Source organism: Paenibacillus xylanilyticus, assembly GCF_013359935.1.
Classification (GTDB): Bacteria; Bacillota; Bacilli; order Paenibacillales; family Paenibacillaceae; genus Paenibacillus; species Paenibacillus xylanilyticus.
In genome coordinates this window covers 1-11,525 of sequence record NZ_JABMCB010000193.1, presented here as the reverse complement: position 1 = coordinate 11,525, position 11,525 = coordinate 1, and the positions used below count along the sequence as shown (strand labels likewise).

General features: G+C 45.2%; 19 protein-coding genes. 16 read left to right on the top strand and 3 right to left on the bottom strand.

Translation table 11 applies throughout. The features are described from left to right. Positions 1-128 precede the first annotated feature (128 nt). From HP552_RS22520 to HP552_RS22510, 3 genes are all read right to left on the bottom strand, one after another. Positions 129-1,409: a site-specific integrase gene (locus HP552_RS22520; RefSeq protein ID WP_175397642.1), complete on the bottom strand. Its 1,281-nt coding sequence runs from the start codon at positions 1,407-1,409 to the stop codon at positions 129-131. Positions 1,410-1,483: 74 nt separating this feature from the next. Beyond that, positions 1,484-1,894 (bottom strand): ImmA/IrrE family metallo-endopeptidase, encoded by a 411-nt coding sequence (locus tag HP552_RS22515; protein WP_175397641.1) that lies wholly within the window; start codon positions 1,892-1,894, stop codon positions 1,484-1,486. A 9-nt stretch (positions 1,895-1,903) separates the two neighbouring features. Next, positions 1,904-2,323, bottom strand: coding sequence for a helix-turn-helix domain-containing protein (locus HP552_RS22510; RefSeq protein ID WP_175397640.1), 420 nt, complete (start codon positions 2,321-2,323; stop codon positions 1,904-1,906). A 190-nt stretch (positions 2,324-2,513) separates the two neighbouring features. On the opposite strand from HP552_RS22510, the gene HP552_RS22505 reads away from it, so the two are divergent. From HP552_RS22505 to HP552_RS22435, 16 genes are all read left to right on the top strand, one after another. Continuing rightward, positions 2,514-2,720, top strand: a complete 207-nt coding sequence (locus HP552_RS22505) for a helix-turn-helix domain-containing protein (RefSeq protein WP_175397639.1) — start codon at positions 2,514-2,516, stop codon at positions 2,718-2,720. A gap of 35 nt (positions 2,721-2,755) precedes the next feature. Next, positions 2,756-3,076, top strand: coding sequence for a helix-turn-helix transcriptional regulator (locus tag HP552_RS22500; RefSeq protein WP_175397638.1), 321 nt, complete (start codon positions 2,756-2,758; stop codon positions 3,074-3,076). Positions 3,077-3,302: 226 nt separating this feature from the next. Further along, the gene (locus HP552_RS22495) at positions 3,303-3,470 is read left to right on the top strand and encodes a hypothetical protein (protein WP_175397637.1); all 168 of its coding nucleotides are present in this window, start codon (positions 3,303-3,305) and stop codon (positions 3,468-3,470) included. Next, positions 3,433-3,735, top strand: coding sequence for a hypothetical protein (locus HP552_RS22490; protein WP_175397636.1), 303 nt, complete (start codon positions 3,433-3,435; stop codon positions 3,733-3,735). Before HP552_RS22495 ends, HP552_RS22490 begins: the two co-directional genes overlap by 38 nt. Before the next feature lie 98 nt (positions 3,736-3,833). After that, positions 3,834-4,283, top strand: coding sequence for a hypothetical protein (locus tag HP552_RS22485; protein ID WP_175397635.1), 450 nt, complete (start codon positions 3,834-3,836; stop codon positions 4,281-4,283). Further along, positions 4,276-4,659 (top strand): hypothetical protein, encoded by a 384-nt coding sequence (locus HP552_RS22480; protein WP_175397634.1) that lies wholly within the window; start codon positions 4,276-4,278, stop codon positions 4,657-4,659. Before HP552_RS22485 ends, HP552_RS22480 begins: the two co-directional genes overlap by 8 nt. A 253-nt stretch (positions 4,660-4,912) precedes the next feature. Beyond that, on the top strand, positions 4,913-5,911 hold the full coding sequence (locus tag HP552_RS22475) for a phage replication protein O (protein WP_175397633.1): 999 nt from the start codon (positions 4,913-4,915) through the stop codon (positions 5,909-5,911). Beyond that, positions 5,911-6,492 carry a hypothetical protein gene (locus HP552_RS22470; RefSeq protein ID WP_175397632.1) on the top strand — a complete coding sequence of 194 codons (582 nt, stop codon included), beginning with the start codon at positions 5,911-5,913 and terminating at the stop codon, positions 6,490-6,492. The genes HP552_RS22475 and HP552_RS22470 overlap by 1 nt, the downstream gene beginning before the upstream one ends. 14 nt (positions 6,493-6,506) lie before the next feature. Beyond that, the gene (locus HP552_RS22465; protein ID WP_175397631.1) at positions 6,507-6,845 is read left to right on the top strand and encodes a hypothetical protein; all 339 of its coding nucleotides are present in this window, start codon (positions 6,507-6,509) and stop codon (positions 6,843-6,845) included. A 12-nt stretch (positions 6,846-6,857) separates the two neighbouring features. Next, positions 6,858-8,402, top strand: a complete 1,545-nt coding sequence (locus HP552_RS22460; protein WP_175397630.1) for a PcfJ domain-containing protein — start codon at positions 6,858-6,860, stop codon at positions 8,400-8,402. Further along, positions 8,399-9,355, top strand: coding sequence for a DUF3102 domain-containing protein (locus HP552_RS22455; RefSeq protein ID WP_175397629.1), 957 nt, complete (start codon positions 8,399-8,401; stop codon positions 9,353-9,355). The genes HP552_RS22460 and HP552_RS22455 overlap by 4 nt, the downstream gene beginning before the upstream one ends. Positions 9,356-9,361: 6 nt before the next feature. Further along, positions 9,362-9,658: a hypothetical protein gene (locus tag HP552_RS36015; RefSeq protein WP_512698968.1), complete on the top strand. Its 297-nt coding sequence runs from the start codon at positions 9,362-9,364 to the stop codon at positions 9,656-9,658. A 15-nt stretch (positions 9,659-9,673) separates the two neighbouring features. Next, positions 9,674-9,841: a hypothetical protein gene (locus tag HP552_RS22450; RefSeq protein WP_175397628.1), complete on the top strand. Its 168-nt coding sequence runs from the start codon at positions 9,674-9,676 to the stop codon at positions 9,839-9,841. Further along, the gene (locus HP552_RS22445) at positions 9,819-10,007 is read left to right on the top strand and encodes a hypothetical protein (protein ID WP_175397627.1); all 189 of its coding nucleotides are present in this window, start codon (positions 9,819-9,821) and stop codon (positions 10,005-10,007) included. The genes HP552_RS22450 and HP552_RS22445 overlap by 23 nt, the downstream gene beginning before the upstream one ends. After that, the gene (locus tag HP552_RS22440) at positions 10,004-10,354 is read left to right on the top strand and encodes a hypothetical protein (RefSeq protein ID WP_175397626.1); all 351 of its coding nucleotides are present in this window, start codon (positions 10,004-10,006) and stop codon (positions 10,352-10,354) included. Before HP552_RS22445 ends, HP552_RS22440 begins: the two co-directional genes overlap by 4 nt. Further along, entirely contained in the window at positions 10,308-10,703 is a 396-nt protein-coding gene (locus tag HP552_RS22435) for a hypothetical protein (protein ID WP_175397625.1), read from the top strand. Before HP552_RS22440 ends, HP552_RS22435 begins: the two co-directional genes overlap by 47 nt. The last annotated feature ends 822 nt before the right edge of the window (positions 10,704-11,525 follow it).

The window sequence follows — 11,525 nt, the reverse complement described above, 5'->3', positions numbered from 1 at the left end:
CTTAAAATCCTGCGGTAGGTGACTACCGTACCGGTTCGATCCCGGTCCTCGGCATCATAAACAACCCTGAAATCCCTTGTCGCATAAGGGGTTTTTCTTTTTTATGGATTTAAAATAGCATGCCTAATTCAAAGGGAACGAGTGGATTTTTCCTCATTGGGGACGGATTGGGGACGAACTTTAGGAGCGAATACATCGAGGTGCGCCGTTGTTTTTCGACTTAACTTCTTAGTGACATGTGCATAAGTATCTGTGGTCACCTGAGATGTCGAGTGTCGCAGTCGATGTTGGATCTCTTTTATGGATGCTCCCTGACCTAGCAAATAGGTTGCATTCGTATGACGCAGCCCATGTAGAGATACGTTCCGGAATCCGTTCCGTTCACACCATATCTTCCACTGTTGAGATGGTGATGTATGGTAATAGGGTTTTCCTGTACCTGAATGGAACACAAAGTTCCGATCTCCGCCTTTCCATTTTCCCTGTGCTTTTGCTTCAAAACGTAATTTGCGCATGGCTTTGAGATGAACCGCGAGCTGATCCATATACCATTGTGGCATATCTACATAATCGTCGGACGCTTCGTTTTTTGTGTCTGTTATGTCTGCTTGTCCATTCTGGGTATGTGAAATACTCTCATCGATGCGCAAACGGTTATTTACAAAGTCGCAGTCGTCCTCATCGAGCGCAATTAATTCACCCCGCCTGAAACCTCCAATAATTGCACCAAGGAAATAAAGCTTCCAGTGAGTATCGCTTTTGATCAATGTATCAATAACCTCAGTGGCTTCTTCTTCTTCGAAAAAGTTCTTCCTCTCTTTTCGGGCTTTCTTGTCTTCCTTACTTACCTGCGGACGTTGTATACCATCCAATGGATTCTCATTTAGGACTTTCCATTCAACAGCTCTTTTGAATATGCTCATGGTTACATCATAAATGTATTGAATTGTGCGAGAACTAATGGTCTCTTTACCGCCTCGCTTGTCAATCCGGGCACCGGGTTTCCGTAAATCGTTGAAAAGCGTTACAAGCCTCATTGTCGTGATCTCATCAAGCTTCAAATGTCCGATTACCGGCAATACATGATTTTCGATTTTAGAACAGTGTGATAAGTACGTCGTCCGCTTTAATCGTGGTTCGGCGTCTTTAGGTTTCCATTCGTTTTCGTAGAACTCTTTAAATGTGAGCTTGGAGGGGGCGATGTAACTGCCGCTAAGAACTTCCTGTTTAAACTTGGCTAACTCGTCATCTAAATAATCTTTGAGCTTTTTAGTTGTTTTCAGTAAAGCCTTGTCTTCGACAGTTATAGTCTTACGTGGGCGGTTACGACTGCCGTCATTGTTTAACCCCAAGTCAACTGTAAGTCGCCACTTGTTTTCCCCTCTTTTTTCTATACTTCCTTTTGCCACTTCTTTTCCTCCGTTCCGAACATCAGTTCTGTTTTTGTGTATGGTAAACAGCCTTGCGGCTGGAAAGCGCAAAGTTACATTTCCAAGTTATGCAGTTGCTTCGGTACGCCACACCTAAGTAAGTAAGCCTCTCTTGTCTCTCCTGATTGGCGTTCAATCGAATGAGTTAGAAGTTTCACTGCAAATATATTGGCTTGTCGTTCATATTTCCCCATGTTGAAAAATGTGTGCTCATCAATCCAGAATTGGCTCAAGCCTGAATGGAGTCGATCATGTCCAAGCTCATGGGCACATACTACACGTTGCCATTCCTCAGATAGACCATTATGAATAACAATAAACCGCCTTCGTAACCGCCTGTAGTAAAACCCTCTAGTACCAGGATCAAGCTCAGCATGTCTAACTAATACGTTCAGACCTTTGGCGATTACAAAAGGATCGTTTGTTTTGAATCTACGAACAAGCTTATGAATGATGTCATCCAAAGGAGTCACCTACTCTTCGTCTTTAGGGGTTGCCTTGTTCTTGCGACCATAGGTTTTCTTGTTAAGTTCTTTAGCTTCCCAAAGCAGTCCAGTAAGGATATCCATGGCTCTTTGTCGTTTTTCTTCGGTGATTGGCACGCCATCAAACAAGACGGGTTGATCTTCTTCAAGAATTTTTTTGATGTCCGCTAGATCTTTTGGAGTGGCCCAATCAGGAGAGGGCTGCTCTTCTTCTTGATCCATAAAGTAATCAAGTGGTTTACTGAAAAAATTTGCAATTGCTTGAAGCGAATCAATTTGAGGGTGCTTTGTTTGTCCAGAAAGAATCTTAGTAAGACCTGTATAGGAGACACCAGTTTCTTTAGAGAGTCGGTACTTAGTGATACCTTGTTCATCCATTAGTTCTAATATCTTTTCTGCTAAATCCACCTAAAATGCCTCCTATATATGACTCTAATGTGTTATAACTCTATGAAGTTATAATAAAACAGAAAAGGGAGATAAGTCAAGCGAATCAAAGTAAACGGGAGAGAATGTCGGATTTTGTAACTCTTTTGGGTTATAACGCCGATTGTATATAACACCATAGAGTTATAGTATGTGTTCAGGAGGTGATCACATGGGGTTGGAAATCGAAGCAAATATTAAAAGGTTGATTGATAAGAAGGAATGGACAATTTACCGCCTATCCAAAGAAAGCGGAGTTGCCGTATCGGCCCTTTACAGCATCGGAAAGAAAAAGCAAGGCCCATATGCTGAGACATTAGTAAAACTGTCTAATGCTCTTGGATGTACCGTTGATGATCTGGTAAGAGGCCATATTTAAAATGCATTATAGCACACTTAGAAAGGAGAGTTCTTATGGAGAAAATTCTATATGCTCTTGAAGATGCTATCAGGTCTATCGTGAATGAGCAAGTTGCGATTGCTGAGAAAAGGCTCAAAGCAGAGTTTTCTGGGCTAATAGACAAAACGCTTGACGTGATCGAAGCAGCAAAGCACATTGGGATTTCTGAAAAAATGATTTATCGCATGTGCCAGGAAGGCAGAATCCCCCATGAACGTTACGGGGCAACTGGTTCAAGAAGACCCACAATAAAATTCCGCCTTGCTGATTTGGAAGCTTGGAGAGCTGAGCAAAGGGCTGCTAATTACTTCAGAAGAGAAGAAAGAGCTCAATAGCAGCATAAGAAACGATGTATTGTGCCAGTAACGATGTGTTGGAACTTGTATGAACTGAAGAAAGGGGTCCAATGAATGGGAACGATTAATTGGTTTGCATGGGTCCACCTACAAAGTCTGATTAATTTTCGTGATAGTGTACACACGATGGACGCCGGAAACTGCTGGCTTGACAAGGAAATATCGGATCTTAAAAAGGATCTTGGAATAGAGGAGGGTGAGCAATATGTCAATACATCAGGGGTTACAGCAGCGCATCAAACTCCTGCAACAGATGCAATTTGATTACCCAGAAACAGCGAATTGGTTTGATGAATCGCTTGCTTATCTCACTATTGCTGAAGGAGGGAACAGTCTTGAAGAACAAAAGGCGGGAACTTCGCAAACAGCATAACGAAATTTGCAGAAAGATCCTTGACGCTACAGACAAAAGTCTCATCATGCAGCTGCAGGCAAAAAGGAAAAAGATCGAAGGTGAAATTCAAAAATCCGAAGGCGGCCCGATTGTAAGTAAAAAGAAATTCAAAAGTGATATCGGGAATTGCCCGTTGTGCTTCCAACGTATCAAGTATGGAGAGAGTTATGTTCAAGCAGGAAAGCTGAAATTTTGTAACGATCGTCATCGCAGAGAATACGCTGCCCTTATAAACGAAAAATGACCACGCCTGGTCCGCGTAGTCATTTGGTCTGAAACTTCACAAAAAAATTATACGGCAATCATATCAAAATTCAATTAACAACGCAAGGAGGTAATGCGGTGGGCATAAACGATTATCTCCGTGAACTGAACACGTCGCGAACCAAAGCAGATGAAATCGATGAATATGTAAGGCAGATTAAGCGGCTACGGAAGCAGGCTGATCAGTACGACGAAGACTCTCCAGGCGGAATGATTGAGAAGGTCCGTCTTCTAACTGACGCCCATATGCTAATGGGACGTGTATCAGCACAGAAAACCGGGGATCACGCAAAGATTCACGTACTAAGGGACAATGTGGATGCTGAGGCCAGAGCAAGAGCCAAGCGGGGTGAGAAAGAAGTGGCTGCAGCACAGGCCACAGCGGAACTACGCATGATTGAGGCAGACGCCTTGGAACAAAAGATGTATTGGAAGAACGAACTTGATTCGGTAAAAGAGAAGATTTATGAGCTGCGCCTTCGGGTGAGGGTCGAAATGCATATAACAGGAGGCGGAGTACATGGCTGAGTTTGAATTTCTCCCTACGCCTAAACCGAACCACAAGCGGTTCAAGCCAACTCAGAAACAACATACATCTATCAGCAATAAGGTTGATAAAGAGGCATACAGACGCGCAAGCGAGGCGGGATATGTATGTTGTGAACGTTGTGGGTGCAGTAGGCCAAAGCATTGGTTCGAGCGTTGCCACATGATTAACGCCAGTCAGTATGGAACAGGTAAAGCCCCTTGGAATATCGTTATCCTCTGTGGTCCTAAAACGGCAACGGGTACATGTCATAACTGGGCAGATGAAACCGCCGAAGGGCGAGCGTGGAAAGTGGACAAGCAGGCAGAACTTTTCATTTATTACACAGTCGGAGAGGGTCAAGAACATTGGAAATAGGACGCACCTTGTCCCTTGGATGTCCCTAGGATGTCCCCGGGGACAAGCAGGGGACAGTGTGGGGACATATCTGGGATGTCGCATGTCTGTCCTGAGTGAGTCCATTTGCAGGAGGCGGTGAACAGCATAGATGTTATGGATTAAGAGTTATCAGGCGACTGATAGGGACCCCCAGACGAAGAAATTCTGTCGTTTGACAGGGTTGGATATACCCCGGGCAGTGGGTTCGTTACACATGATTTGGTGGTGGGCAATGGATTGGGCACCCGATGGAAACATAAGCAATTTTGAGCCAATTGATTTGGCTGACGCTGCTCATTTTGAAGGTGATCCCGAAGTGTTTTTTAATGCACTTGTCGAGGCTAACTATATAGGTAAAACCCTTGATGGATATGAGGTTTTGAACTGGCATAACATTGGCGGACAGGTTCTTGAAAGTCGGAAAAAGGCTGCTGCTAAAAAGGCGAAACAGCGTGAAATGGCTGCCGCTAAAAAGGCAGCTGAAGCAGCGGGAAAGACTGATGTCCCCGGGGACATACCTAGGGACAACCCGGGGACAGATGAAGGACGTCCACCCCCTGTCCCGGTATATAAAGAATTAGATATAGAGTTAGATAAAGAAAAAGAATTAATAAAAAAAGATTTACCCCAAGACGAAAACCAACAGCAAAATCAAAACGATGATCAAGACCCGAAATCCGAACCAACCACCGAAAATCCGGCCGATCCGAAAGATCCAGGCGAAAAATCGGGAAAAAGTGAAAAAGGTAAAACCGGGAAAAAAGGGTCTCGAAAAAAGCCGGAATATGACGAAAACAGCCCGTTTCTGAAAATGGCGAATTACCTAAAAGGAAAAATTGATGGATTCGCGCAAGCTGAAGGAATCGCGCATTTGACGAAACGGTCGAACATGCAGACATGGGCGGATGATTTCCGGCTGCTGGTCGAAGTTGACGGGCAGCAGGATAAGAATCTCATTCGTGATGTGATGGATTGGCTACCAACAAGCGTGTTTTGGCGAAAAAATGTGCTTTCTGGCGGAAAGTTCAGGGAAAAATTCGGTACTTTGGTTTTAGAGATGCGTTCGGATAAGGCAAAACGCGGAAAGGGTTCCGGCGGCGGGGGCGGAAAAACTGAAATCCCGATTGTTCAAAATGATACAAACCCTGATTCTGGTCCAAGTGATGAAGAGTTTGCAGAAATGATGCGTAATGCCGCAGCTACGCAGGCGGCAAAGACGGGTGAACGCTAATGAATCCACTACACCGATGGTTGAACAAGCAAGAAGTGGCGAATCGCGGTATTCCAATATTCGTTCCGCGTCAGGTAGAAGTCAACGGTGAATGGGTTCCGGGCGGACGCTGGCATATGGAACGGCCAATAGGTGACATTTTATTGGGGCTTAAACGCTGCAGGGAGCTGGGGGCTAGTGTGGCGGACGATGAACCTCCTGCCGGATACATTTATTCAGCCAAGGTGAAGGATCAATTCCGATACGTCCCTTTGTTCTCGCGGGCTGTTGAACAACTTGATACAGACAAGCTCACCCAATTGGAACGGACGGCCATTGAGGTACGCCAATCATATGCCGGTTATGGGATGAGGGCACGGATAGATAGGGCCGTTGCTTCACTGGTAAATCAAGGGTACATGTTGGATCGGTTAAAGCTGGTCATCTCTCCCTTGGATCCAGTAGCAGCAGATACGGAAGTTCGAACAGATTACGGCATGTTAGCTGTGGCACCAGATAGGATGGTTCCGGAAGGCGTGTCTTATGTGATACAAGATTCGGGCAGTGAACGTGCGTTTGCCTGGGTCAAAAAGAAAAATTGAACGGAGGATGAAGCATGGAAGCTGCAATAACAAAGCTGAAAGCTGAAATGGAAGGTAAAGGATCAAACACATATATCAAACTGATTGGGGAGTTCCTAATCAAACATCTTCAGGCGAATCCTGGTTCTGTTGATCAGATCCTGTCCGCCGACAAAACGATAGCGAAGAGCTTGCTTGCTATGCAGGCAGAGGCTAAGAAAAAAGCTGTTGGCGGGATGGCTATGCTGACCGATGAGGAAGGATTTGCAATTGTACTGAATTACTTTGGGCTTCAAGGTGTAGCAGCTGCATCCCCCCAACCAGTTGAACAGAAGTCTGCGCGGTTTGATGTCACACTGGATGAGTTTTTATAGGGGGGGCTGAACATGAAAAATAACAACAAATTCTTCTTACACTTTCCTACGGAGATAAGCCCTGATTTACAAAAGTACATCACCCATCAAGTAATGGACTGGAGCGTGTATCTGTTTACTCATCGTGAAGGCAGGCAACAGTATGCTTTTTGTACAAACTGTAAGCTCGATCATGCTTCTGAGGGATTGCGTCATGGGAAAATTGCAGAATGCCCACATTGCCATGCTGCAGCTCAAGTGAAAGCAAGCGGAAGAGGCCGTTCGAAGCTGCATGATGAATCATATCTGCTGTGGTACGAAAAATCATTGGTGGACCCGAACATCATAGTAGCGCAGGGGATTTATTCAGAAAGAGACTATAGAGGGGACTTCCGTACAACCGAAACAAAATCTACCGTAGTCACATGTTACCTTTTTGAATGGGGCAAGCCAGGGCAGCATGTCCGTAAAATGCACTGGTGGAATCGTTCTGCTAAATGGGTCGAGAGTAAGAAGCCCTTCTCAGAAACGAAACAAAGTATGAGCAATATTCACAGTTATCATAGCGTCGATAATATAGCTGCTGCTGTTCAAGGAACGCCGTTCCAATATTGTACATGGGAGCAATACAGCATTACGGATAGAGTAGAGGTGTTTGACTTTGCTTCAAGATACAAATGCATGGAGTTCTTTACTAAATTTGGCTTGGCACACCTCGTTAGAGGGAAGATTGAGGGTCTACCCACATTTGGGGCAGTAAATTGGAACGGTGATACCCCGGAAAAAGTGCTGAGATTGACAAAAGCAGAGATTAAAGAGCTTCGGCGCGGGGGACACCATCTACAATTTAGTACTCTTCGGAGTTATCAACTACTTAAACAGGACGGGTTATCCCCCTCCTGGGAGGATGCTTTCAAGTTGAACGGGTTATCTGCTCTGAGTGAAAGAAGTGAATTGGCCGTCTTACTAAACATGCCCCCACTTGATGGCCATTTTACCAATGCTGATATTAAGCGATATTTCTTGAAACAAATCCGCAATAACAAACGCGGACACTATACAGGCTTTAATGTCCTAATCGAATACCGGGATTATCTTCGTGAGTGTCTTGAATTGGGTTTAGACACTAGCAAATCAAGTGTACTCTTCCCGAACGATCTTGAGAGGGCGCACCAGCAGACAGCACGAAAAGTTATCGTCATTCGGGACAAGGGTCGTGATAAACGGATAGCTGAACGGGCTAACGAGTTAGAAGCTCTCTCATTTAGACATAACGGCATCCTTCTCAGGCCTGCCAATTCGACTGATGAATTAGTCCAAGAAGGCAAGATCCTTAAACATTGTGTAGGTGGCTACGCTGAGAAGTACGCTTCAGGAGCCTGCGACATTTTCTTAGTTCGGAAAGAAAGTGAGCCGTTAAAACCCTTCTACACATTGGAGGTAAAGAAAGGCGATGTAGTCCAGTGCAGAGGGATGCGAAATGTAAGCATGACGAAAGATGTCTCTGACTTTATCGAACAATTCAAGAAAAAGAAGCTGAAGAAAGCAAAATCAACAAATCAGGGGGTAGCAGTATGAGCCAATTAGCCATCCGCACTATCGAGACAATTGCAATTGAGATCAATAGCATTAAGGACCACACGAAACAAATTGTACTTCACAGCTCCATTGAGATTGGAAGACGACTCACAGAAGCCAAAGAAATGATGCCTCATGGTGAGTGGATGAACTGGCTGGCTGATTCTGTTGATTATAAACAATCTACAGCCAATAACCTCATGAAAATATTCAAAGAATACGGATCAGATCAGCTTACTTTGTTTGGAGATAACGCTGATTCCCAAGCGCTTGGAAGTTTGAACTACACGCAGGCTGTGGCATTGCTTGGGATCCCGGCTGAGGAACGAGAAGCCTTCGTACAGGAAAATGATGTGGATAGTATGTCCACTCGTGAACTACAGGAAGCGGTCAAGGCACGTAAGGATGCTGAGAAGGCCCTCAAAGCAGCTCAGGCGGAAGCTGAGAAGGCCAAGAAGGCTATGGAGAAGGAGCAGAAGCTTCGAGAGAAACTGGAAGCACAACAGGCAGACCATGCTTTGATTGTTGAACGGTTAGAAGCCCAAGCAGAGGAAGCGGCAGCTGCAGCGGCTAAAGCGGAATCGGGTGAAGACGACGGACAAGCCACCGCGCTTCAGGAAGAACTTGAGAAGGCGAAACAGGAACATGCTGATTCGTTAGCACAGATTAAGAAGCTTGAACAGGAACTGAAGGCGAAGCCTATTGATGTTCCCGCTATTGTGGAGAAGGTTCCGGCAGAGATCGAGGCCGAGTTGGCGGAACTCCGGAAGAAGGTGGCACAGGGGACAGGTGAAGAAGCGGCCATATTCAAAGCGCATTTTAAAAACCTGAATGATGCCTTCGCTAATCTACTTAGTGCTTTGGAGATTGTCGGTAAAACCGATGAAGAATTGCACGCTAAGTATAAGGCCGCCACAAATGGGTTGATTGATCGAATGAAAGCCGAGTTGTGATGAAGTATGGTCTTCCTGTTCTTCTACTTTGAAGAATTTAAGCCTGGGATTGTGTGCCGACTCAAAAACGGAATAGATAAAGGGAAAATGGTAGTTGTCCAACAAATCCAGGATGACATGCTTTGGTGCTATGATAACCGGCCTGTGAAATACCGTACAAATCGCAAAGGTCAAAAGGTTATAGATTTCGACCCTGCATGTGTGACGGCGCCTTATTCCCCCAGTAGCTTGGAGATAACAAACGAGATCCCATTACAAGATGGTGGATGGGGTGCTTCATACCGAAAGGCACGGATGTTTTGAATAGGGGACACCATAATGAACATTGATTATGAGTTGGGGGATACAGTAGAATGCCCGGTTTGTCACCGGGTGTTCGAAATCATCCGCATTGATGATGAAGAGTTGGATGATTCAGATTTATATTTTGAACATATAACAATGTGCAATGGAGGGGAGAAACATGGTAAGGACAAGATATTTTAAAAGTGAGCTGAACGGTGAGGTAGTGGAATTGTTCGAAAGCAGCCATCCAGCGAGAGCAATTGCTGAGATATCGGAGAAGAAGCGCATCCGGCCGACTGCAATTATTACTCAAATCCCCGAGGATGTGTATAGAGAGCTTCAACAAGGTCAGGCGGTGGCAAAATGACCCAACCGACATTGGAAGCAGCACAAGCCCAAATAGACGGTCTGGCAAGGGAATGTTTTAATGAGTCCGACTATGAATTATTCTGTGCGGTACTCCTGCAGCTTGATAAGTATAAAGCGCTGGCGGATAGCAACAGAGACGCTATTTACAACCAAGATAAGGAATTCACTGAGCACATGAAGATTCTACAGAGTGAAATTGACTCTCTCACAGAGTCTGTAGCGTACTGGCAGAAACAAGCCACATTACTTTTCGTTGAAAATAAGAGACTAACTGAACAATCAGGAAAGGGTGCAGAGCATGGGGGCGGTGATGATCCAGATGGAATTGATTCCAAGTGCGAATGATCGGGACATCGATCGAGTTGTGGAGCTGCTGACATTTGACTATCCACAATGGAAGGCGACTCTAAAAGTATTGAACAATCTGGAGGGGGTGACAGCGGAACAGGCTTCCAAGCAGGCTTCATACTCCATACAGATTAGTGCAGTGGAAACGGCCATAAATGCAATCATGGATAAAGAAGCAAGGGACATAATTAATCATAAGTATGTGAAAGCGACCCGCCGCAAGTATACAGTTGCCCGCTTCCGGAATGAAGGGCTGAGTGAAAGCACTGTGGACAGACGCATCAAGAAAGGATTAAAGAGTATTGCCAACACTTTGAAGGACTGCGGCATGCTCTGGCCCTCCTAAAAGTGACGGTAAAATGACGGTAACTTGACTGCATGTTGACGACCGATTGACGGTGAAACACCCCTACACTAGGCACATAGGGAAGGAAAGTTCTTCCCCGGTGTGCCTAGCACCGTTATCCCGTGGGCAACTCGGCTGTGCTGTGGGATGGGTTATCCTTAGACGTGGATCGTCAAGGGTGCGGTGTGGGAATGGGGTTAGATTCCCCACAGCCGCTTCATCCGGGCGGGATAGAAATACGGATACTATTATGGCCTATCAAGGAGCAGCTGGGGGCGGGTCCTGGCAAGGCCACATCGGGTTTTCTTCATATTCTTTTTCAAGTCATCCAATGTTGGGTGGCTTTTTTTGTTCTTTCCCAAGCGATTGGGATAATAGGGGGAACGACATGTTAACTAAATCAACTAGGAAGTCTCCACCTGTAACTATTTCATCCCCCGAACAGCCAGAACGCTGTAAAGGCTGCATATGGGGAGAATGGGCAGGCACTAAGCAAGTATGCAAGATACCAAGATGCTGGAAGGAGACGACAGAATGTACGTTAAGGAGTTCGGAAATCGTAAAGACAGAAGCAGCAATGAACCCCTTTGGATTATGAGTTATTCATAGATAGGGAGTGTATAACTCAAAAATGGAATGTGGGCTGAAGCCTTGATATACCAGGAAAACTTCTTGGTGGGTCAGTTATGCAAAATATATAGATATGAATAACTCATTGAGGAAGAAGGATGAGCATGGAAAACGAAAAGCTTGATAGAGAAGCGCTCCAGAAAAAGATCGCTTCCGCCTATGGCATTCCGCTGGTGTATTTGAAGCAGGCTG

Bases quoted from the DNA above. Each gene is read 5' to 3' on its own strand.
- HP552_RS22505 (WP_175397639.1), top strand. From the start codon at position 2,514: ATGGGGTTGGAAATCGAAGCAAATATTAAAAGGTTGATTGATAAGAAG.
- HP552_RS22500 (WP_175397638.1), top strand. From the start codon at position 2,756: ATGGAGAAAATTCTATATGCTCTTGAAGATGCTATCAGGTCTATCGTG.
- HP552_RS22495 (WP_175397637.1), top strand. From the start codon at position 3,303: ATGTCAATACATCAGGGGTTACAGCAGCGCATCAAACTCCTGCAACAG.
- HP552_RS22480 (WP_175397634.1), top strand. From the start codon at position 4,276: ATGGCTGAGTTTGAATTTCTCCCTACGCCTAAACCGAACCACAAGCGG.
- HP552_RS22475 (WP_175397633.1), top strand. From the start codon at position 4,913: ATGGATTGGGCACCCGATGGAAACATAAGCAATTTTGAGCCAATTGAT.
- HP552_RS22470 (WP_175397632.1), top strand. From the start codon at position 5,911: ATGAATCCACTACACCGATGGTTGAACAAGCAAGAAGTGGCGAATCGC.
- HP552_RS22465 (WP_175397631.1), top strand. From the start codon at position 6,507: ATGGAAGCTGCAATAACAAAGCTGAAAGCTGAAATGGAAGGTAAAGGA.
- HP552_RS22460 (WP_175397630.1), top strand. From the start codon at position 6,858: ATGAAAAATAACAACAAATTCTTCTTACACTTTCCTACGGAGATAAGC.
- HP552_RS22455 (WP_175397629.1), top strand. From the start codon at position 8,399: ATGAGCCAATTAGCCATCCGCACTATCGAGACAATTGCAATTGAGATC.
- HP552_RS36015 (WP_512698968.1), top strand. From the start codon at position 9,362: ATGGTCTTCCTGTTCTTCTACTTTGAAGAATTTAAGCCTGGGATTGTG.
- HP552_RS22450 (WP_175397628.1), top strand. From the start codon at position 9,674: ATGAACATTGATTATGAGTTGGGGGATACAGTAGAATGCCCGGTTTGT.
- HP552_RS22445 (WP_175397627.1), top strand. From the start codon at position 9,819: ATGGTAAGGACAAGATATTTTAAAAGTGAGCTGAACGGTGAGGTAGTG.
- HP552_RS22440 (WP_175397626.1), top strand. From the start codon at position 10,004: ATGACCCAACCGACATTGGAAGCAGCACAAGCCCAAATAGACGGTCTG.
- HP552_RS22435 (WP_175397625.1), top strand. From the start codon at position 10,308: ATGGGGGCGGTGATGATCCAGATGGAATTGATTCCAAGTGCGAATGAT.